The sequence below is a fragment of the Sphingopyxis sp. 22461 genome (genome assembly GCF_052044915.1).
Taxonomy (GTDB): Bacteria; Pseudomonadota; Alphaproteobacteria; order Sphingomonadales; family Sphingomonadaceae; genus Sphingopyxis.
In genome coordinates, this window is the sequence record NZ_JBQENY010000006.1 from 21,959 (window position 1) to 42,056 (window position 20,098).

The window sequence follows — 20,098 nt, forward strand, 5'->3', positions numbered from 1 at the left end:
TGTCTTGATTGGGGTTGATTTTTCAAAAAATTCCGACTTTATAGAAAATCGCAAACCCGAGGATCGCAGGAGCCTCGCGGTAAAAAACATAAGCGAGCACCGGACAGCGAAATTGCCGTCCACAGGCGAAGGGGATAATTATGAAGTTCGTTCAATCCGGCTTGTATGCGGGCACCGCCCTGTCGATGCTGGTCAGCCTGAACCCGGCCTATGCGCAGTCCGCCGACACCGCGACCGACGTGGTTTCAAACGAGGAAATCGTGGTCAGCGGATCGCGCATTCAACGCGAAGGCTTCGATGCACCGACCCCGACGACGGTGATCGGCGAGGCTGAGCTGGCGCTGGGCAACCGCCCGAGCATCGCGCAGGTGCTGAACGACACCCCCCAGTTCCGCGCAACTTCGACGCCGTCGACGACGCCCGGCAACACGAGCAGCGGCGTCTCGACCGCCGACATGCGCGGCCTCGGGTCGGTCCGCACCCTCACCCTGCTCAACGGGCACCGCTTTGCCGGCGCCAACGATCTCAACATCGTGCCGCAAAGCCTGGTCAAGCGGATCGACGTCGTCACCGGCGGCGCATCGGCGGCCTGGGGCTCAGGCGCGGTCGCGGGCGTCGTCAACATCATCCTCGACGATGATTTCACCGGCTGGCGCATGGGCGTCCAGAGCGGCATCTCGTCGCGCGGCGACGCGGCGCGTTATGGCGCCGACATTGCGTGGGGCACCGATTTCGCGGGCGGGCGCGGCCATTTCATGGTCGCGGGCGAATATATGAACGAACGCGGCGCGCTCAGCCGCGACGACCGCCCCAATCTGGAAGCCGGGCTGTTCCAGCGCGCCGACAACAAGCTCGAACTCGTGCGCGATCCCAATTCGACCCAGCTTTACAACGGCGGCTCGATCCTCGGCCTCACCGGCGCGCCCCGCAATCTGGTGTTCAATCCCGACGGCAATATCGGCGCCTTCCCGCTCGGCAGCGTGACGAACGGCGTCACGACGATCGGCGGCGGCGGCCAGAACATCTTCGACTATGTCGCGGTCAGCACGCCCTATGAGCGCGTCAACCTCTTCGCCCGCGCCAGCTATGACCTCACCGACTCGCTGAAGGTCTGGGCCAATTTCAGCTATCACCGCATGTCGGCCAACTATAGCTTCTTCCCCGAAACGCCCGCCGTGGTCATCATGCCCGACAACGCCTTTCTGACGCAGGCGAACCGCAATCAGCTCGCCGCCGCCGGCGTCGCGGGTCCGTTCCTCCTCGGCCGCGTCATGGACGATGTCGGCGCCGACGGGGTGATGAAGTTCAAATACAGCCGCCGCAACCTCGAGGGCGCGATCGGGCTCGACGGGAGCTTCGGCGACGGCTGGAAATATGACGCCTATTATAATCATGGCGAAATCCGGCTCAATCAGCAGCTCAACAACCAGCGGATCAAATCGCGCTTCAACAATGGCGTCGATTCGGTCCTGGTGAACGGCACGCCGACGTGCCGCATCAACGCCGATGCCTCGACGACCAACAACGACCCCAATTGCGTGCCGATCAACCTGTTCGGCAATGGCAGCATTTCGGACGAAGCGGCAGCGTGGGCGTTCGGCGGTTCGCAGCTGATTTACACGATCAAGCTCGATGCGGCGGGCGCCAGCGTGTCGGGCCAGCCCTTCTCGACCTGGGCCGGCCCCGTCGACATCGCGTTCGGCACCGACGTCCGCTGGGAAAAGCAGGTCACCAACTTCGTCGACCCGCTGTCGCTCGCCAATGCGCTCGGCACGCTCAATTCGTCGGCGACGAACGGCAGCTTCAACGTCAAGGAAGTCTTCGCCGAAGTGAACGTGCCGTTGCTCGACATCACCGACGCGCTGAAGCTCGAAGTCAACGGCGCGGCGCGCTATTCGGATTACAGCACCAGCGGCGGGATCTGGTCGTGGAAGACCGGCGGCACGCTGCGCGTCGTCAACGACTTGTTGCTGCGCGCCGTCTATTCGCGCGACATCCGGTCGCCCAGCATCACCGAATATTTCCTCAACCGCTCGACCAACATCGGCACCGTCTTTGATCCGTTCCAGGGTCAGAACGGCACGGTGCAGAACAATGTGGTCGTCTATGGCGGCGGTAACGCCAATCTGACGCCCGAAATTTCGCACACGCTGACGCTCGGCGGGTCTTACTCCCCGTCCTTTGCGTCCGGCCTCCGCCTGTCGGTCGATTATTATGATATCGACATCGACAATGTGATCACGACGGTCACCGCGAACGATCTGCTCAAGCAGTGCTTCGCCACCGCTCCGACCGATCCGACCTGCAATGGCATCATCGTCCGCGAAGCCAACGGCACCATCGGATCGATCACGAACGGGTATCGCAATCTGGCCAATTACCGCACGCAGGGTCTCGACATCGAGGCATCGTACCGCATGCCGCTCGGCGACGGAAACCTGTCGTTCCGCGCGCTGGCCAACCATGTCTTCAACCTGAAGATCAATGGCGCGGACGTGTCGGGTTACGTCGGCGGCGACACCGCCTTCTCGACCCCCAAATGGCGCGGCACGGGCACGATCGCCTTCGAGAACGACAGCTTCGGCGCGAACCTGCGCGTCCGCTACGTCGACGGCGGCCTCGACCGCCCCCTGACGGTCGTGAACGGGGTCGCGGTGCCGATCGTGAACAACAAGGTGGGCAGCCGTACCTATGTCGATCTGGGCGCCCAGTTCAAAGCGGGCCCGTTCACGCTGTTCGGCAACGTCAACAACCTGTTCGACCGCGATCCGCCGATCACGCCGTACACCAGTCCCAATTTCGACGTGATCGGCCGCTATATTTCGGGGGGCGTGAAGCTGAGCTTCTAACCCGTCTCAACAGCTAGTCCCGGAGGCGGCGGTATCGACGATACCGCCGCCCTTTTTTTGCCGCTTGACCGAAGGAATGGTAGACCTCCGCTTTGGGTGGAAAGCTGCCATCAGTTTGTGACATGAGGATGCATGATTGATCCGACACTGGCGGCCGCCGTCAAAGCCATCGCTTCGTTAAAAGGCGAGTTCCATCTTCGCTCCGGTCAAATTTCCGAAACATATTTCGACAAATATCGTTTTGAAGCTGATCCGGCCCTGCTGCGGCGAGTTGCGGCGGAGATGATCCCATTACTGCCCAAGGACACCGAGGTTCTTGCGGGGTTAGAGCTTGGGGGCATACCGATCGCTACGGCAATCTCTCTGGCGACAGATTTGCCCGCGGCCTTCGTGAGGAAGGAGGCCAAGGAATATGGCACTTGTTTGGCTGTCGAAGGGGGCGGCGTCGAAGGCAAACGCGTCGTTCTCATCGAAGATGTCATAACGACGGGAGGTGCCGTGGCAGACGCTGCAGGGCTTGTCGAAGATGCTGGCGCGGAAGTCATTGGCGTCGTGTGCGCAATATGGCGCGGAAATGGGTTGCCGCAGATCGCGGCCCTGCCAGAGTTACCGGTGTTTGCCGCTATGACCAAGGACGACCTGCTCTCCTGAACGACAGCAATCGATCGTTTCTGCCGTTCGAGAGCGCAACGTCGCGGATGGCCGATATTGGGATGGGGAGGTGGCAGCGCGCCTCGCCGACGGAGAGGCCCGCAGGGCCCCTCCGTCTTCAGGGAGAGCGTCAGTAATTCACCGTCATCGCGATCAGGCCAAAGGTCCATGCGACATACAGCGGCATGATCGTCGCGAAGAGCAGGAGCAGCGCCCAGAGGGTGCGGAACCAGCCGCGTTTTTCCCGGCGTACGATGCGAAGATTCCAGGCCGCCAGCACGACGCCGCCGACAAGCACGATCAGTCCGGCAATCTGGAGGAACCACAGCCACGGGTCATAGGAGGGCAGCGCCTTCAGTTTCGACATGCTGATCACCCATGCCGCGACCAGCGCGAGCACCAGCCCCGCGCCGACGCGAACGCCGCGATAGACTCGCAGCGACCGGCGATCGAGCGTAAGCGGCGCCTTGTAATGGCGGCGGATCAGCGCAGCGATCGGCCATTGGAGCAAGGTGATCAGCAGGACGCCGAGGCTGAGATACATCGCGGGCATGATCCACCCCGCCGATTTCGATGCTGGCGCCCGGTCGAACACCATGAAGGGCGAGATGCCGTCGATGCTCCAGCGCACGACCTTGCCATTGACCACCTGCGCGGCGAGCCGGCCGTGGCCGTCGGCATTGTGCCAGACGAAGGGCGCGGTCTCGATCCATTTCGCGGGCTTTCCGTTGAGGTCGCGCGCGGCGGGGACGATCAGTTCGCCCTTGGGACCGACGCTGATCTTCACCTGACCGAACAGCGAGGCGATCGCGTAGAAGTTCGTTTCCGCGCGGCGGCTGTTGAGCCAGTTACCCGCCAGCATTCTGGCATGTTCGGCCGAGGTTTTCGCATCGACGCGCGTCGCGGGCATTTCGTTGCCCGGAAGATAGCGATCGGCGAAATCCTCGAACAGCGCACGGCGCACCGGACCGACCGACGCCTGCTCGCCGGTTGCGTTGAACGACATATAGATGCCGACATTTTCGTTGGTGAAGAGGTGGAGTGCGGTGTGGAACAGCTGCGTATCGCCGAGATGCGCGATCACCTGCCGCCCGTTGATGTTGGTTTCGAAAAAGCCGAGCTCCATGCGGTTGAGCGGCGGCAGGATCGTCAGCGGCGTATCGTGCATCATCCGCGCGGTTTCGGACTTCATCAGCCCCGCGCCCTGACCCAGATGCGCGATCATGAACTTCGCCATGTCGGCGCCGGTCGAGGAGAGGCCCCCGGCGGGTGACGGGCCGACGATTTCGAACTTCGACGGACCGGCCGAAAGCTGGCGATAGCCCGTCGCCATCCACGGCGCGAACGCCTTGGGCAGCGGCTGGCGGAAGGTCGATTGCGCCATGCCGAGCGGCTGGAAAATCCGCTGCTCGACATAGTCGTCGAACGACATTTTCGTCACGCGCTCGACGATATAGCCCGCGAGCGCGGTGCCGTAATTCGAATAGGAGGGCGTCGTCCCCGGCGTGTAGATGCGGTTCGGAATGCCGCCCTTCACAAGATCACCGAGCGGGATCTGAAACTTCTTGTCCTCGAACATGGTGAGCTTGCCATGTTCCTCGAAGCCCGCGGTGTGCGTCATCAACTGGCGCATCGTCACCGGCTTGCCGTCTTTCAGCGGGATCTTGAAATCGAGGTAGGTGTTGACGTCGGCGTCGAGGTTGATCTTGCCCGCCTCGACCTGCTGCATCACCGCGGTCCAGGTGAACAGCTTCGACACCGATCCGGGGCGGAACAGGGTGCGGGCGGGGTCGACCGGCGTGCGCTTGGCGGCGTCGGCATAACCGAAGCCGCGCTGCGTCAGCACCTGCCCGTCCTTGACCACGACAATCACCGCACCGGCGAGATCGCCGCGCTTGAGCGCGAACGGGACGAAGCCGTCGAGCCAGCTGTCGACGTCCTGCTTGGTCAGCGTTGCCGACGAGGCGAGCGAGGTCGTAACCGGCGGCGCCGTCTTTTGTGCCTCGGCCGCCGGTTTGGGCGCGATGGCGGGCGCCAGCGGCGTTGCCGGTTTCGTTGCCGCGGTGCCGAGCATCATGACGAGCGGCAACAGCGCGAACAGCTTGATCGAGCGCATATTCATTCCCCTGCCGCCCGCACGACGACGCCGCGCGCCATGACGAAGCCCATGGTTTCGAGGCTGCGTACATCGGTCAGCGGATCGCCCTTCACCGCGACGATATCGGCCGACTTGCCCGCGGCGAGCGTGCCGATTTCGGTTTCGAGGCCGGCATGCGTTGCCGCCCATACCGTTGCAGATTTGATCGTCTCCAGCGGGGTCAGCCCCGCCTTTACCATCAGCGCGAATTCGCGGGCATTCTCGCCATGCTTCGACACGGCGCTGTCGGTCCCGAACGCGATGCGAACGCCGCCCTGATGCGCGCGGCGGAGGGCATCGACCATCAGCGGGCCGACGGTGCGCGCCTTGGCGCGAACCGGCGGAGGCATCCAGTCGGCGGTTTCGGCTTGCCGCGCGACGGTGTCGCCGGCGAGCAGGGTGGGAACCAGATAGCTTCCCTTTGCCTTGAACAGCCGGATCGATTCCGCGTCCAGATAAGTCCCATGCTCGACCGAATCGACGCCGGCGCGCAGCGCGGCATTGACCCCGTCGGTGCCGTGCGCATGCGCCGCCACCTTGCGCCCGAGGCGGTGCGCGGTGTCGACGATCGCGACGAGTTCGGCGTCGCTCATCTGTTGGCCCAGCCCCGCCGCAGTGTTTGACATCACGCCGCCGGTCGAGGCGGTCTTGATCACGTCGGCGCCCTGCTGCACCGCGAGCCGCACCGCGCGCGCGCAATCGTCGGCGCCCGAGCAGAGCGTCGGCGAACGGAACAGGTCGATGATTTCCTGACGATAACCGTGAACGTCACCGTGCCCGCCGTGCGCCGCGACGCCGCCCGCGGCGATGATCCGCGGCCCGACGACCTTGCCTGTCGCGGTCGCATCGCGCAGCGCGTTGATCGCCTGCGGATCGGAGCCGAGATCGACCACAGTCGTAAACCCTGCGCGCACCGTGCGCTTGGCGAAGACGACGCCGTCGAATGCCTGTTCGACCGTCGACTTGGTCACCGCGTCGAGGCGGCTCGTCGGGCTCGATTCAAAGGTCAGGTGGACATGGCTGTCGATAAAGCCCGGCATGACGAACTGGTCGCGAAGGTCGACGACATTGCCCTCGCCGACGAAACCGTCGCGGATTTCGGCGATCTTTCCGGCGGTGACGACAATCGTCTTGTTCGTTTCGACCCGGCCGCTCGCGGGATCGGCGAGCAGGCGGCCGGCGTGGATGTATGTCGTCGCCGGTTCTTGTGCGGCGGCGGGCTGGATCAGCGCGACCAGCGCCAAGCCTGCGAATATTGCTTTTTTCACCCTGTCTCTCCCTGTCCCGATATCGCTCTCAGCTGACTTCGCGGCCCCAGATCGCCTCGCCGCACCATGCATCGCCGTCGGTATATTCGATTGACGGCTTGCGATCGTCCGCAAGGAAGATCGGGCCGTCGAGATCGACGATGTCGCAGAGCTGTCCGACGATGAACGCCGGCGCCATCGCGAGACTGGAGCCGACCATATTGCCGACCATCACGCCCAGCCCGAGTTCGCGCGCGCGTTTGGCGATCGCCAGCCCCTCGGTCAGCCCGCCGCATTTATCGAGCTTGATGTTCACCACGTCGAAGCGGCCGACGAGCCCGTCGATATCCCCGAGCGTCAGCGCGCTTTCATCCGCCGCAATCGGGATCGGGCATTGGTAGCCGGTGAGGTCGGCTTCGCGACCGCGCGCCAAAGGCTGTTCAAGCAGTTTCACGTCAGCGGCGACCAGCGCTGCCACCAGCGCGTCAAGATCCCCGATCGCGAATCCCTGGTTGGCGTCGACGCCGATCCAGCATTCGGGCCGCGCCGCGCGCACCGCCTGCACCCGCGCGATATCGACCTGAAGGTCGCCGGTGAGCTTGAGCTTGAGCGCGCGCGCCTGCGCGTAATAACGTGCGCCCTCGGCCATCACGTCGGGATCGTCGGCGCCGAGCGTGAAGGTGGTGCGGAGCGGGCGCGGTTCACCGAGACCGGCGAGTTCCCATACCGAGACTCCGCTGCGCCGGGCTTCAAGCTCCCACAGCGCACAATCGAGCGCGTTGCGCGCGCCGCCCGCGGGGAGCAGCGTCTGCAGCTGGTCGCGCGTCACCCCGGCCTCGATTGCGCCGCGCACGCTTTCGATCGCCGCCGCCATCGCGGGCACATCGTCGCCGAGATAATAGACCCCCGACGCTTCGCCGCGCCCGCTGTGCTCGCCGTCCGAAAGCGTTACGAGGACCACGGGGGTGTCGGTGAAGACATGCCCCGAGATGCGGAACGGCTTGGCCAGCGGGAGCGATTCAATCGCGAGGTCGAGCGAGAGAGGGGTAAGCGTCGTCATCGAAATTGTCCTTCGGTCGGTTCAGGGCGCAGGGGCGGCGGGCGCGAGCGCCGCCGCGATCTGCGAGAGATATTTGTTCCAGTCGAATGTATGTCCCTCGGGCGTCCAGCCGAGGCGGACGATCACCGCGTCCTGCGACGGGATCGCCGCGACGATCTGGAAGCTGTGCCCGCGCGCCATCACGGTATCTTCGGGCAGGTCGGGGTAGAGCTTGCGGCGCTCGCCGTCGGTTTCGGCATGGTTCAGCCAGAGCTGCGCGCCATAGACGGGACGCGGCGCGGCTTTGATCGGCGTGACCGCGAAATCGAGCCATTCCTTCGAGAGCAATTGCTTACCACCCACCCTGCCCTTGTTGAGATGCAGCAGGCCATATCTCGCCCAGTCGCGTGCGGTGGCGTAGGCGTAGGAGCTGCCGACCTGCACCCCCGCCTCGTCGGGCTCGATCAGCGCGCTCGTCATGCCCGTGGGCTCGAACAATCGCTGCTGCGCAAAGCGCGTCATGCCTTCGAGCGTGCCGCCGGTCGCGTGGAACACGATACGCGACAATATGTTGGTCGTCCCCGACGAATAGCTCCAGTTCGTGCCGGGCGCATCCTTCAGCGGCTTTGCCGCCGCCATCGCGCCCATGTCGCCCGCCTCGAACAGCATCTTGATCGAGTCATTGCCGGGAACATAGCTTTCGCTGAAGGTCAGCCCGCTCGACATGGTGAGCAGCTGGCGCAGCGTGATTTTCGCGCGCGGATCGCCCGCGCCTTGCCATTCGGGGACGGGCGCGGGTTCGTCGAGTTTGAGGGTGCCATCATCGACCAGCAGGCCGACCAGCGTTCCCAAGATGCTCTTCGACGCCGACCAGCCGAGCAGTTCAGTGTTCCGATCGAACCCCGGCGCATAGCGTTCGGCAACGATCGCCCCGCCCTGCACGACGACGATCGCGCGCGTGTCGGGATAACCGCCCTTATTCTGTTCGTCGAAGGCGGCGCTCACTGCCTTGTCGAGTGCGGCGCGGTCGAGCCTGGCTTCGGCGGCCGCCGCAAGCTTGGGCACCGGGGCGTCGCCGATCGGCCAAGGCTTCGCGGCATTCCCTCGTGTCGGCTTGAGCTTCGCCGCCTGTGCGTCAAGCACAGCGTTCGGGACATCGCCCGTCAGCAGCGTGCATCCGGCGACCGGGCGGTACAGCGCGGTGCGCGTGGCGGCACCGGGCGCCGATGCGGTGACGGTCCGCGCCTTGCGGTCGACCGCCAGCGTCACCGCCGTCATGAACGGCGCGAACGCGTGGATGTCGTCGCGCAGGACATCAGCCTCCGCGCGCTCCGCCACGAAGATGCTGGCGCACGCAATCTGCGCCGACACCGCGGTGCCGAGATCTTCCGGCTTCGAAATTGCCGGAGCCGCGGCAAAGGCCGGAGCCGAAACGGCGAGCGCAAGACCGGTGAAGCAAAGGCTCGAAACTTTCCGGGCCATATCCTCAGACGCCGCAGCTATGCCGCAGCACCGCGCCGGCCTTGGCGCCGGTGTGCTTGCCGTTCGCGATCGTGACGACACCGTTGACGATCACCGTCTCGATCCCCGTCGGCGACGCGGTGGGCTTTTCCCAGCTCGCGACATCGTCGAGCTTGTCGAGATCGAACACGACGATATCGGCGCGCATCCCGTCGCGGATCAGCCCGCGGTCGGTGAGCCCCATGCGCTGCGCCGGCCAGCCGGTCATCTTGCGCACTGCATCCTCGAGCGAGAGGACCGGGCGGCGCTTCACATATTCGGCGATGATGCGCGGGAAGGTGCCATAGGCGCGCGGATGCGGCAGGCCGAGCGCGTCCATCTCGCCCGCCTTTTCCGACGCCGCGGCGTCGCTGCCGATGCTGACCCACGGCTGCTTGATCGCGGTCTCGATGTCCTGCTCGCTCATCATGAAATAGAGCGCGACCGAGCGGTTCGGCAGACCTTCGAGCAGGATATCCCACGCCACGTCGGCCGGGTCGCGGTTAAGCGCCTTGCCGATATCGGCGAGGCTCTTGCCGTGATAGGGCCGGTATTTGTCGCTGAATCCGTTGGCGAGGCGGACATTGGCGAAGCCGCCCGACGCGTGGACGAGGTTCGACCAGCCGGGCATCGATCCCGCGGCGACTTCCTTCTTCATCCGCTCGCGCACCTTCGGATCGCGTAGCCGCTCGATCCCCTTCTGGACCCCGTCGGCCCACACCCAGCTCGGCGCGATGATCTCGAGCCCCGTACCGCCCGCTGTATAGGGATAGAGGTCCGCCGCGACATCGACGCCGCGCGCGCGCGCCGCATTGATCGTCGCCACCGCCTGCGGCATCAGCTTGCCCCAGCCGGGGGCGTATGCGGCCTTCAGGTGGAAGATCTCGACCTTCACCCCGCCCTTTTCGCCGATCTCGATCGCTTCCTCGATCGCCTTGACCAGCCCTTCGCTCTCGTCGCGCATGTGCGTGGCGTAGAAACCGTCGCACTGCGCCGCGACCTTCGCGAGCGTGACGAGGTCGGATGTCGTCTGGAAGCTGCTCGGCGGATAGATCAGCGCGCTGGTGATGCCGAAAGCGCCATTGTCCATCGCGATCTTGACCTCGCGGCCCATCGCCTCGAGCTGCGCCGGCGTCGGCTGCCCGGCGCCGTCACCCATCACCTTCACGCGCGCCTGCGTCGCCGAATAATAGGTGCCGTAGTTGACTGATATGCCCTGCTTTTCGAGCTGGCTGAAATGCGCCGGAATCTCGGCCGCCTCGGCGGGCGGGCCGCCTTCGCCGGCGATGACGGTGGTCACGCCCATCAGCAGCTTGTTCTCGGCGGCGCCATTCTTGACGAGCACGCGCCCCGACTGGTCCATCATGTCGATGAAGCCGGGCGAGACGTAGCGGCCCTTCGCGTCGATTTCCTTGGCGCCACGCCCTGCAACGCGGCCGATACGCACGACGCGGCCGTCCTTGACCGCAACATCGGCGCTGACCCACGGGCTGCCCGCACCGTCGAGCACGCGGCCGCCGCGGATCACGATATCATATTCGGGCGCCGGGGTGTTCGCGGCGAGCAGCAGCGGCAGCATCGACATGGCACCCAAGAGGATCTTACGCTTCATCATTCATCTCCCTGTCGCCAGCCGGGGGACTGACGGTTTTGCTTTCATTTCTTTGCGGTGGCCTGCGCATCGGCGCGCACTTCGTCCACGACCTCGCGGACCGCGGCGATCACGACTTCGGGGCGGTCGACCTGGATATAGTGGGTCGCGTCGGGCACGATCTGCTGGCGGCCGCGCGTCGAAAATGCGGCCTGCTCGGTGTGGAGCGTCTTCCATTCCTGCTTGAAGCGCGCGCCGTCTTCGGCCTTCAGGCTCAATCCTTTCAGCTGCTCGGGCTTCATCGGAGCCATCGCGGTCAGCACGATCAGCGGCCGGTTTCCGAAGCTGTGAACCGCGCGCGCCTGATCCATCGTGCGATCGAAGCCGTCGAGTTCGGATGCCGACCCCCGTATCGACGTGCTGGCATAGGCGGCCGCTTTGACCAGCGCGTCGCCGAGCCTCTTGGTTTCGGCCGGCGTGCGAAGCTGCGGCTTGTCGCCAAGCGAGATGACGAAGCGGACGATGCCGGTCCACGCCAGCGCCTTGGCCGTGTGGATCAGCGTCGACGCGCGTTTCGGGTGAACGTCGATGCTTACGACTTTCCCGAGCCGCGCGATCTGGTCGGGGTGCGACGGATCGACCATCACCAGCCCGGCAACCTGTTCGCCATATTTGCCGACATAGGCCCGTGTGTAGGGACCGCCGATTGAGTGGCCGACGAGCACAAGCGGGTCAGATATTCCTGCGCCCTCCAGGAGCTTGTGCAGGTCCTCGGTCACAGCCGCGGCGTCCTGCGGCGTATCCTTGGCGTCGCTCCACATGATGCCCGCGCGGTCATAGGCGCAGGTGCGGGTAAATCCGGAAATCTCGTCATGGACCAGCGTCCAGTCGGTCGACCCGCCCGTACCGAGCCCCGATTCCAGAATGACCGTCGGCGATCCGGTGCCGCGGCAATCGATGTGCATCTTGCGTCCGCCGATATCGACGAGCTTGCCAGGGGGCGGATAGTTCGCCGCAGCATTCTTGCGTCCCAGCGCCTCGTAGATCGCGCCCACGACAACGAGCAGGACCAACAGCACGAGCAGCCCCAGCAAGATGCGCTTCACCCAGCGCCGAACCCGCGCCCAGCCAGTCACTTTCGTCACGTCATATTCCCCTCGACGGCAGGTTGAAGCTCTTGTTTCTGGCTGCGAACCAGCCGGTACAGACCGACCGTCAGCAATGGCGCGACATAGACGGCGAGGAATACCCAGGACAGAAAGCGGTAACCGCTGGCGATCAGCGTCACGAGCCCGAAACGGTCGGCAAGGAACATGCAGCCGACGAGCAGCGCGCCTGCGATGCCGGCGCGCGCCCGCTTACCGAGCGGCGCATGACCGCGCGACCGGCGCGCCGCATCGACCCGCTCGTTGATCGCGTGCACCGACCCCGCCCCGCTTTCGAGCAGCGCCGCAAAGATCATGAACTGGAACAGCAAGTGGAACAACGGCATGTCGAGCTGCCGCAGCATGAAATCGGACGGCAAGGTCTCGCCCATGATGCCCGGATAGAAAGCGATCATCGCAACAAAGAACAGGATCGCGGGCGCCATCGCGAGCGGGCCGGCGATCAGGCCGGCGGTCACCGCGTCGCGCTGGCTGGTAAGGTGGCGGATCACCGGCAGGATCACCACCGCGCCGATGACGTTGTACCCCGTGTAAGTCAGTCCGCCGAGAATCCAGCCGTCAGACGGCGCGGGAATGGCGAAACGTGCCGCAATCTCGTCACCGAAACTGCTCAGCGCAAAGACCATGAACAGCGCGTAGACGCCGTAAAGCAGGAAGGAGACATATTTGAACAGCCCCTCGACCGACGCGTTTCCGAAGGTCACGAACAGCGCGATCGACGCCGCGAGGAACGCGGTTCCGGCGAGCGGCGGCCAGCCGAAGATCGACGCGCCAATCTCGCCCGCCGCGGCACCGAAGACCGCGAGGACCAGCGTCACAAGGAGGACGTAGCCGATCTCGAACAGGATCCACGCGCGGCCAAGCAGACCTTCAAAAAAGCTGCGATAATCGAACGCGCCGATCGCCCGCGCGAACGCGAAGGTGGTTGCGCAGATGATGCTCCAGAGCACCATCGCCAGCACCATCGCGGCCAACCCGCCCCACGGCCCGCTCGGCAGGAAAAATTCCGCGAGCTCGCGCCCGGTGGCATAACCGCCGCCGATCACCACGGCCTTGAAGGCGAAACCCGGCAGCAGGAAACGCTGGAACCACGAGGATCCAGCCGCGGCTGCCGGGGTGGCCGCTGCGCTCATGCGAGGCAGCTATCCACCAGACGCGCGAAGGCTTCGCCGCCGCGGATCGGGTCGGCAACGGGAAGTCCGAGCCGTTCGCTTTCGGCCGCCATCAGCGCGAGCGCCTCTTCCTCGCCCAGATGCGACGTGTTGTACGACAGGCCCGCGCAGCGGATCGCCGGATTGGTCCGCGCGCCAAGCCGCAGGTTGAGATCGATCGTTTCCTCGATGCTCGGCAAGCGGTAGCCAGGGGAGCCCAAAATCTCTTCGCGGCCGGGTTCGTGGCACACGACGATCACGTCGGGCTGGCTTCCATGCAGCAGGCCGAGCGAGACCGCGGCATAGGCGGGGTGAAACAGCGACCCCTGCCCTTCAACGACATCCCAGTGATCGGGCGCCGCGTCGGGGCTTACCGTTTCCGCCGCACCCGCCTCGAAATCCGAGACGACCGCGTCCATCGGCACGCCGCCGCCGGCGATCATGATGCCGGTCTGCCCCGTCGCGCGGAAATCGGCGTCGACACCGCGCTCGGCAAAGGCGCGTGCGAGGGCCAGCGCCGTATATTTCTTGCCCAGCGCGCAGTCGGTTCCGACGGTGAGCAGCCGCTTGCCGCTCCGCTTGCGCCCCGTGCCGACAGGCAGCCCCTTGGGCGGATGGCGCACGTCGATCAGCTGGCGACCGAGGCGCTGCGCCTTGGCGGCGAGTTCGGGCATATCGGCCAGCCGCATGTGCATGCCGCTGACGATATCGAGCCCCGCATCGAGCGCCTCGAAGAGCGCGGGCATCCAGCTCTCGGGAATCACGCCGCCGCTGTTCGCGACGCCGATGAGCAGCGAACGCGCACCCCGCGCCTGCGCCTCTGCCGGCGCGAGCTGCTCCAGCCCCGCACTGACCGTCGCGCCCGGCAGGGCATATTCGCCCACGCATTTCTCGGGCGCCCAGTCGCGAAGACCGAAAGCGGTCTTCGCATAGCCGCGCACCGTCGTGTCCCCGAGGAACAGCAGATAGGGCTGGGGCAATTGCAATGCGCCGGCGGCGATATCGAGGGAAGTTTGAATGTTCACGTCTTTCACCAAAAATCCGAAGCGAGGCAGAATCCGGCGCCGTCGCGGCGCCGATCCTGCATCTGCTCCTGTTGACCTGTTTGAGACATTATTTTCAAAATTTGATAATTGCAATACGATTAGAGAAGTTTCTTTGCTGGCAAGCCGGCGCACACCCCGGCATGCGTCCCGCCCGCCCCGATCAGAAGCGCGTTCCAAAGCCGATCAGGTGGAAACCGACGCCAATCCATAGGAGGACCACCGCGCTCATCAGCAGCACGAGGCTCCAGAATTTCGCGAACCGGCCGCGCTTGGACGTCCAGACATGCCGGATATTCCAGATCGCGCTGGCGAGCAGGCCGAGGAAAATGACCGGCGTTGCGATCTGGAGCATGACGAGCGCCCAGTCGAGTTCACCGCCGAGCGACGAGAAATCGGCGAGCAGCTTAGTCGCGAACAACAACCACCCAACCATCACCGCGACGGCCAGCGCCGCAAAGCTGCGCGTCAGCCGGTAGCTTTTGAGCGCCGCGGGCGCGAGGTCGGCTTTGACGCCATAACGGCGACGGGCCAGCGCGGAGACCGGCCAAGCAACCGCGGTCAGCAGGAGCGCGCCGAGACCGACGAGCATCGCGGGGGTTAGCCAGGCACCCGACAGATGCCAGGGCACGCGATCGAAAGCGAGATAGGGCGACGCCGAATCAACGCTGAAACGCACGATGCGACCATTTTCCACCTTGGCGGCAAGGCGCATCTTGCCTCCCGCTTCCCGCCATACGAAAGGCGCGATTTCCACCCACTTGCGCGGCTGTCCTCCGATGCCCGACACCGTATTGAGCCGGATGCCCCCGTCGCTATCGAGCGAGACCTTCGTCTGCCCGGTCAATTCCAACGCCTTCAGGAAGCTCGTCTCCAGCCGCCGCGTCTTGTTATACGTCCCGACCATCATCCGCGCATGTTCGCGCGCGGTGGCGGCATCGACGCGGCCGTCGCGCTGCTCGAACGGAAAATAGCGATCGGCGAAGGCTTCGAACAAATGGGCGCGGATCGGCCCCGAGACATTCTGCGTGCCCGAGGCGTTCATCGACATATAGATGCCGACCTTCTCCTCGGGGAATATCCAGAGCTGGCTGTGGAAATTGAGGCTGTCGCCGGCGTGCGAGAGCGCCTTGCGGCCGTTGATATTCTGTTCGTAGAAGCCGAGCGCCATGCCGTTAAGCGGCGGGATCAGGCGCAGGATCGTGTTTTGCATCTGCGCCGCGGTCGCGGGCTTCATCAGCGCCCCGCCGTCGGCGAGGTTCGCAATCATAAAGCGCCCCATGTCGGCACCCGACGCGGTCATCGCGCCCGACGGCGCGAGACTGCTGAGCTCGAACCGCCCCGGCTTGCCCGATCCCAGCATATATCCGCTCGCCATCAGCGGCCGGAGCGCCGCGGGAAGCGGCTGGCGGAAGGTCGATCGCGTCATGCCCGCGGGCGCAAAGACGTGCCGCTCGACATAATCGTCGTAGGAAAGGCCCGACACGCGCTCGACGATATAGCCCGCCAGCGACGTGCCATAATTGGAATAGGCCGGCGTCGTTCCGGGCGCGTAAATGCGGTGCGGCACTTGCCGCTTCAGCGCATCGCCAAGCGACGGGATTTTCTTCGGGTCATAGCTGTTGAGCCCGCGCTGCACTTCGTCGAAGCCGCCGGTGTGCGTCATCAGGTTGCGCATCGTGACCGGCTTGCCGCCGAAGGCCGGAATCTTGAAATCGAGATAAGCGTTGATGTCGCGGTCGAGGTCGATCTTACCCTGCTCGACGAGCTGCATCACCGCGGTCCAGGTGATCAGTTTCGACACCGATGCCTGCTTGAAAAGCGTGGTTTCGGGATCGACCGGCCGGCGCGTTCCGACATCGGCATATCCGAAGCCGCGCTGCGTCAGGACCTTGCCGTCCTTGACCACCACCACGACCGCACCCGCCGCATCGCCGCGCTTGAGCGCATAGGGCATATAGCCGTCGAGCCACGCGTCGACGTCGCTCTTCACCATATCGGGAGCGGGGAGCAGGCCACCGCCGCCGCGCGTCTCCGCGACCGGCTTGACTGCCGTTTGCGCCGCGGCTCCGGTCATCGGCGGCGCCATCAACCCGGCCAGCACCGCCGCAGCCAGCGCTGCGCATGAACCTATGAACCGCATTCATCCTCCCCTTTCCGATTTGGCCGACCCCACGGTCGCGTCACCGAAATTTCACATTTTGAAATATTTTCAATTCTGGATATAGGCATCCTGAATGGAAATTTGTCAATGGGGGACGCGGCGCCGCGCCCGCAGTGCGGGGGGGCGTGATTTCAAGGTGGAAGAATTTTCTCCGAAGCGGCCGCGAAGGCCGATTACCGGAGGACGCGGTGCTAAACGATTATTCGGCGTCGACGGGATGAAGCGCCGATTTCAGATCGGCGTCAGTTGCCGAGCAGACCGACAGGATACGGCACGGCCCGTCGCCAACCGCGACATAGCCATGCCCCATCGACGCGTCGAAATAGGCCGAATCGCCCGTTTTCAGGTGCGATGGCGCGTACATGTCCGTGTGAAACTCGCATTCGCCTTCCAGAACGAGGACATATTCCTCGCCCGAGTGGCGCATCAGATCGCCGAAATCGTCGATCGACCGCACTTTGATGTCGATGATCATCGGATTGAGCGTCTTGTTGAGCAAATCCGCCGACGGATAGGTGTAGTTATACGTCGCCGTCTTGATCGAAGGCCCCTCGCCGGCGGGGGTGATGCTGCGCCGGCCCGTGGCGGTATGCGTGGCGGCCGGGATCGAGGTCGCCGCGGCGAAGAGCTGCGTGATATCGATTTCGAGCCCCTGGCTCAGCCGCAGCAGCTTTTCGTAGCTGAGCGACATCTTGCCGGTTTCAATCTTTGACAAAGTTGAAACCGGAATGCGCGTGCGTTCGCTCACCTCGGCGAGCGTCCATCCCTTTTCGGTCCGCAGTTCGCGCAGGAATACGCCCGGATTGCCGTCAACGGCGGTCCGCCGGTCGCCGCTGGTCGGAATGGGCTGACGCGTTGCCGGCATCGGTGTCCTTTCAATCGATTTTCTCATCTAGCATATATTTGCGCATTTATCGCATCGATCAAGCCGAACGGCACAATCTGTCGGAACAATCGGCAAAGAAAATTTGCGTATCGGATAGGACCAAGATGATTGCACATACGGCATGGCGCCGCCACTGATGCCCCGATTCGCTGGGATGACAGGATGACAAACAAGCTATCCATTCGCATTTCTCCGGAGTTTACGAGCTTCGTCGGCCGCGGCCCCTGTGACGCCGCGTTCCTGCCGAACGACGCGCTCATCTTCGGCTTTGGCGATATTGGCGAGCCCGCCGTCTCGATGCTCCTTCCCGGCGATATTGCGGGCCTCGCCGACGATCATCTGGTCGTGTTCGCGATCAGCCGCGCGGCGTGCGACCGGCTGTTCGGACGCCGCCCGAAGGCCGATGGACGCTGGTATCTCCCCGCCAATCTTCGCGGTCTCGGCCGCGCGGTGGTCGCGGTCGAAGGCGACAGCGAAGTCGACGACATGTTGCGCAGCGCGCGCAGCCAGGAACTGCTCTGCCAGCTTTTCGCCGAGCTCGCCGCCGACCGCATGGTCGAGGTGGGGGGCAGCACGTCGCTCAGCGAACTCGACATCACCCGCGTCGCCGCCGCGCATCAGCTGGTCAACGAGAAGTGGCAGGAAAAGCTGACCGTCGGGAGCGTCGCGCGGCGCTGCGGCCTCAGCAAGGCCAAGCTGACGCGGGGCTTTCGCGAGCTTTACCAATGCAGCGTCGCCGAGGCGGTGAGCGAGCGACGGCTACAACGCGCGCGCCAGTTGCTCGCGCAAAGCGATCTTCCGATATCGAGCATCGGTTATAATTGCGGCTATATGAGCAATGCCAGCTTCACGCGCGCCTTCGCGCGCCGCTTTGGCATGGCGCCGACCAAAATGCGCGGGCGCGAGGCTACCGCCTGAGCGGAGCGATCGTAAAGCGGCACCCCTCGAAGGAGGGTTGGCAAACAGCGCGGCGCTAATTGCCGTCTGCCGTCCGGCGATCGTTCGAGATGTCGGCGAGCGCGGTCCATTTCGCTTCGCCGGCGCTGTTTTCGATAACCGCTTCGACGAAGGCCATCGTCCGCAGGCCATCGACGATTCCCGGGAACCAATCGGCCGTACCCGGCGGCGGCGGGGTCGCGGCGCCCGCGCGAAGGACACGGCCGAAGCTGCGGTAGAGGTTGGCAAACGCCTCGACATAGCCCTCGGGATGTCCCGCCGGGGTACGCAGCCGCGCCAGCGCCGATGGGTCGAGACCGGGTCCGCCGGCGCGGATCACTTCGACCGGCCGGTCCAGCCAGCGGAGCGTCAGGCTGTTCGGCTCCATCTGCGACCATTCGAGGCCGCCTTCCTCGCCATGGATACGCAGACGCAGGCCGTTTTCGTCACCCGCGGCGATCTGGCTGGCCTTCAATACGCCGCGCGCGCCGCCGTCGAAACGCAGCAACGCCGCCACATCGTCGTCGAGGCGGCGCCCCGGAACATGCGTGGTCAAATCCGCGCTGAGCGAGCCGACCGCAAGCCCGGAGACATGCTCGGCCAGCTGGAAGGCGTGCGTCCCGATGTCGCCGAGGCAGCCGCCCAGCCCCGCGCGCGCGGGATCGGTGCGCCATTCGGCCTGCTTGTTGCCGTCCCGGTCGATCGGCCGGCTGAGCCAGCCTTGCGAATATTCGACCTGCACCAGCCGGATCTTGCCGAAATCGCCGCGCGCGACACGCACGCGCGCCTCTTCGATCAGCGGATAGCCGCTATAGGTGAATGCCAGGCCATAGAGCTTGCCGCTGCGGGCAACCGCCGCGTCAATTGCCCGCGCCTCGGCGAGGTCCAGCGCCATCGGCTTTTCGGACAGGACGTGGAAACCGGCATCGAGCGCGGCGATCGCCATCGGGGCGTGCAGATAATTCGGGGTGACGATCGCCAGCGCCTCCATCCGCTGATCCTCGGGCAGCGCGGCCTCGCCCGCGAGCAGGGCGTCGAGCGTCGCGTAAGCGCGAGCGGGGTCGAGCCCGAGCGCCGCGGCGCTCCGCCCATTACGCTCGGTGTCGCTGCTGAACGCCCCGCACACCAGCGCAAACTCGCCGTCGAGCGCCGCGGCCATCCGGTGTACCGCGCCGATGAAGGCGCCTTCGCCGCCACCGACCATGCCGTAGCGCGTTTTTGACCTCGTATTCGTATTCATCGCATTCCCTTGGTCCGAATTTCCAAAATTGTTTGCATAATAGGATTTCGAACGGTTACCTGATCGCGCCGGCTGTTGCCAGACGGGAGAGGATAATGAAATTTCTGTTCGCCCTGCCACCGGCAGGAGCAATATTGATTGCGCTGATGCTCGCGCCTTCGCCAGCGGTGGTTGCGGCGCCGGCCCAAGGTCCCGGCGCGCAGGCCTTCGCGGCATGCCGCGCCTGCCATACGCTGGAGGCTGGCGGCAAAAGCACGATGGGTCCCAATCTGCACGGCCTGTTCGGCCGGCAAGCCGGCACCGTTGCCGGGTTCAATTACAGCCCGGCGCTCAAGGCATCGAAAATCCGCTGGAACGACAAGACGCTCGACGAATATCTCGCCGCGCCAACCAAAAAGGTCCCCGGCACGCGCATGGTCGTCAAGGTGGCCGACCCTGCGCGGCGCGCGGCGCTGATCGCCTGGCTCAAGACCGAAACCAAATGACCGGGAAGGTATC

15 protein-coding genes are annotated in these 20,098 nt (G+C 64.8%); 4 read left to right on the plus strand and 11 right to left on the minus strand.

Annotated features, from left to right (window positions below; all coding sequences use genetic code 11):
- The first annotated feature begins 140 nt into the window (after nucleotides 1-140).
- Nucleotides 141-2,849, plus strand: coding sequence for a TonB-dependent receptor plug domain-containing protein (locus ACTJI5_RS11095; protein ID WP_440860344.1), 2,709 nt, complete (start codon nucleotides 141-143; stop codon nucleotides 2,847-2,849).
- Nucleotides 2,850-2,981: 132 nt separating this feature from the next.
- Nucleotides 2,982-3,500 carry an orotate phosphoribosyltransferase gene (gene pyrE, locus ACTJI5_RS11100; RefSeq protein ID WP_440860345.1) on the plus strand — a complete coding sequence of 173 codons (519 nt, stop codon included), beginning with the start codon at nucleotides 2,982-2,984 and terminating at the stop codon, nucleotides 3,498-3,500.
- 130 nt (nucleotides 3,501-3,630) lie between these two features.
- Here the strand turns inward: pyrE and ACTJI5_RS11105 are convergent, their stop codons facing one another.
- The 10 genes from ACTJI5_RS11105 to ACTJI5_RS11150 all read right to left on the minus strand — a co-directional run bounded on the left by ACTJI5_RS11105 (nucleotide 3,631) and on the right by ACTJI5_RS11150 (nucleotide 17,403).
- Nucleotides 3,631-5,616 (minus strand): serine hydrolase domain-containing protein, encoded by a 1,986-nt coding sequence (locus ACTJI5_RS11105; protein ID WP_440860346.1) that lies wholly within the window; start codon nucleotides 5,614-5,616, stop codon nucleotides 3,631-3,633.
- A 2-nt stretch (nucleotides 5,617-5,618) separates the two neighbouring features.
- Nucleotides 5,619-6,905 carry an amidohydrolase family protein gene (locus tag ACTJI5_RS11110; protein ID WP_440860347.1) on the minus strand — a complete coding sequence of 429 codons (1,287 nt, stop codon included), beginning with the start codon at nucleotides 6,903-6,905 and terminating at the stop codon, nucleotides 5,619-5,621.
- A gap of 28 nt (nucleotides 6,906-6,933) precedes the next feature.
- Nucleotides 6,934-7,944 (minus strand): dipeptide epimerase, encoded by a 1,011-nt coding sequence (locus ACTJI5_RS11115; protein ID WP_440860348.1) that lies wholly within the window; start codon nucleotides 7,942-7,944, stop codon nucleotides 6,934-6,936.
- A gap of 21 nt (nucleotides 7,945-7,965) precedes the next feature.
- On the minus strand, nucleotides 7,966-9,405 hold the full coding sequence (locus ACTJI5_RS11120; protein WP_440860349.1) for a serine hydrolase domain-containing protein: 1,440 nt from the start codon (nucleotides 9,403-9,405) through the stop codon (nucleotides 7,966-7,968).
- A 4-nt stretch (nucleotides 9,406-9,409) separates the two neighbouring features.
- The gene (locus ACTJI5_RS11125; RefSeq protein ID WP_440860350.1) at nucleotides 9,410-11,035 is read right to left on the minus strand and encodes an N-acyl-D-amino-acid deacylase family protein; all 1,626 of its coding nucleotides are present in this window, start codon (nucleotides 11,033-11,035) and stop codon (nucleotides 9,410-9,412) included.
- 44 nt (nucleotides 11,036-11,079) lie between these two features.
- Nucleotides 11,080-12,159 carry an alpha/beta fold hydrolase gene (locus ACTJI5_RS11130; protein WP_440860351.1) on the minus strand — a complete coding sequence of 360 codons (1,080 nt, stop codon included), beginning with the start codon at nucleotides 12,157-12,159 and terminating at the stop codon, nucleotides 11,080-11,082.
- Nucleotides 12,156-13,313 carry a YkvI family membrane protein gene (locus ACTJI5_RS11135; protein ID WP_440860352.1) on the minus strand — a complete coding sequence of 386 codons (1,158 nt, stop codon included), beginning with the start codon at nucleotides 13,311-13,313 and terminating at the stop codon, nucleotides 12,156-12,158. The genes ACTJI5_RS11130 and ACTJI5_RS11135 overlap by 4 nt, the downstream gene beginning before the upstream one ends.
- On the minus strand, nucleotides 13,310-14,356 hold the full coding sequence (locus tag ACTJI5_RS11140) for a DUF1611 domain-containing protein (protein WP_439512122.1): 1,047 nt from the start codon (nucleotides 14,354-14,356) through the stop codon (nucleotides 13,310-13,312). Before ACTJI5_RS11140 ends, ACTJI5_RS11135 begins: the two co-directional genes overlap by 4 nt.
- 181 nt (nucleotides 14,357-14,537) lie before the next feature.
- The gene (locus ACTJI5_RS11145; RefSeq protein WP_440860353.1) at nucleotides 14,538-16,517 is read right to left on the minus strand and encodes a serine hydrolase domain-containing protein; all 1,980 of its coding nucleotides are present in this window, start codon (nucleotides 16,515-16,517) and stop codon (nucleotides 14,538-14,540) included.
- Between the two features lie 220 nt (nucleotides 16,518-16,737).
- Complete coding sequence (locus ACTJI5_RS11150) at nucleotides 16,738-17,403, minus strand: helix-turn-helix domain-containing protein (RefSeq protein WP_197411491.1); 666 nt, start codon at nucleotides 17,401-17,403, stop codon at nucleotides 16,738-16,740.
- Between the two features lie 183 nt (nucleotides 17,404-17,586).
- Here ACTJI5_RS11150 and ACTJI5_RS11155 point away from each other — a divergent pair, with 183 nt between their 5' ends.
- Complete coding sequence (locus tag ACTJI5_RS11155) at nucleotides 17,587-18,342, plus strand: helix-turn-helix transcriptional regulator (protein WP_440860354.1); 756 nt, start codon at nucleotides 17,587-17,589, stop codon at nucleotides 18,340-18,342.
- A 55-nt stretch (nucleotides 18,343-18,397) separates the two neighbouring features.
- On the opposite strand, the gene ACTJI5_RS11160 is transcribed toward ACTJI5_RS11155, so the two are convergent.
- On the minus strand, nucleotides 18,398-19,600 hold the full coding sequence (locus tag ACTJI5_RS11160) for a Gfo/Idh/MocA family protein (protein ID WP_440860355.1): 1,203 nt from the start codon (nucleotides 19,598-19,600) through the stop codon (nucleotides 18,398-18,400).
- A gap of 95 nt (nucleotides 19,601-19,695) precedes the next feature.
- Between ACTJI5_RS11160 and ACTJI5_RS11165 the strand changes: the two genes are divergently transcribed.
- Nucleotides 19,696-20,085: a c-type cytochrome gene (locus ACTJI5_RS11165; protein ID WP_440860356.1), complete on the plus strand. Its 390-nt coding sequence runs from the start codon at nucleotides 19,696-19,698 to the stop codon at nucleotides 20,083-20,085.
- Nucleotides 20,086-20,098: the final 13 nt, after the last annotated feature.

Excerpts from the sequence above, each read along its gene's own strand:
- ACTJI5_RS11095 (WP_440860344.1), top strand. The coding sequence starts at position 141 with ATGAAGTTCGTTCAATCCGGCTTGTATGCGGGCACCGCCCTGTCGATG.
- pyrE (WP_440860345.1), top strand. The coding sequence starts at position 2,982 with ATGATTGATCCGACACTGGCGGCCGCCGTCAAAGCCATCGCTTCGTTA.
- ACTJI5_RS11105 (WP_440860346.1), bottom strand. The coding sequence starts at position 5,616 with ATGCGCTCGATCAAGCTGTTCGCGCTGTTGCCGCTCGTCATGATGCTC.
- ACTJI5_RS11115 (WP_440860348.1), bottom strand. The coding sequence starts at position 7,944 with ATGACGACGCTTACCCCTCTCTCGCTCGACCTCGCGATTGAATCGCTC.
- ACTJI5_RS11120 (WP_440860349.1), bottom strand. The coding sequence starts at position 9,405 with ATGGCCCGGAAAGTTTCGAGCCTTTGCTTCACCGGTCTTGCGCTCGCC.
- ACTJI5_RS11125 (WP_440860350.1), bottom strand. The coding sequence starts at position 11,035 with ATGAAGCGTAAGATCCTCTTGGGTGCCATGTCGATGCTGCCGCTGCTG.
- ACTJI5_RS11135 (WP_440860352.1), bottom strand. The coding sequence starts at position 13,313 with ATGAGCGCAGCGGCCACCCCGGCAGCCGCGGCTGGATCCTCGTGGTTC.
- ACTJI5_RS11145 (WP_440860353.1), bottom strand. The coding sequence starts at position 16,517 with ATGCGGTTCATAGGTTCATGCGCAGCGCTGGCTGCGGCGGTGCTGGCC.
- ACTJI5_RS11150 (WP_197411491.1), bottom strand. The coding sequence starts at position 17,403 with ATGCCGGCAACGCGTCAGCCCATTCCGACCAGCGGCGACCGGCGGACC.
- ACTJI5_RS11155 (WP_440860354.1), top strand. The coding sequence starts at position 17,587 with ATGACAAACAAGCTATCCATTCGCATTTCTCCGGAGTTTACGAGCTTC.
- ACTJI5_RS11160 (WP_440860355.1), bottom strand. The coding sequence starts at position 19,600 with ATGAATACGAATACGAGGTCAAAAACGCGCTACGGCATGGTCGGTGGC.
- ACTJI5_RS11165 (WP_440860356.1), top strand. The coding sequence starts at position 19,696 with ATGAAATTTCTGTTCGCCCTGCCACCGGCAGGAGCAATATTGATTGCG.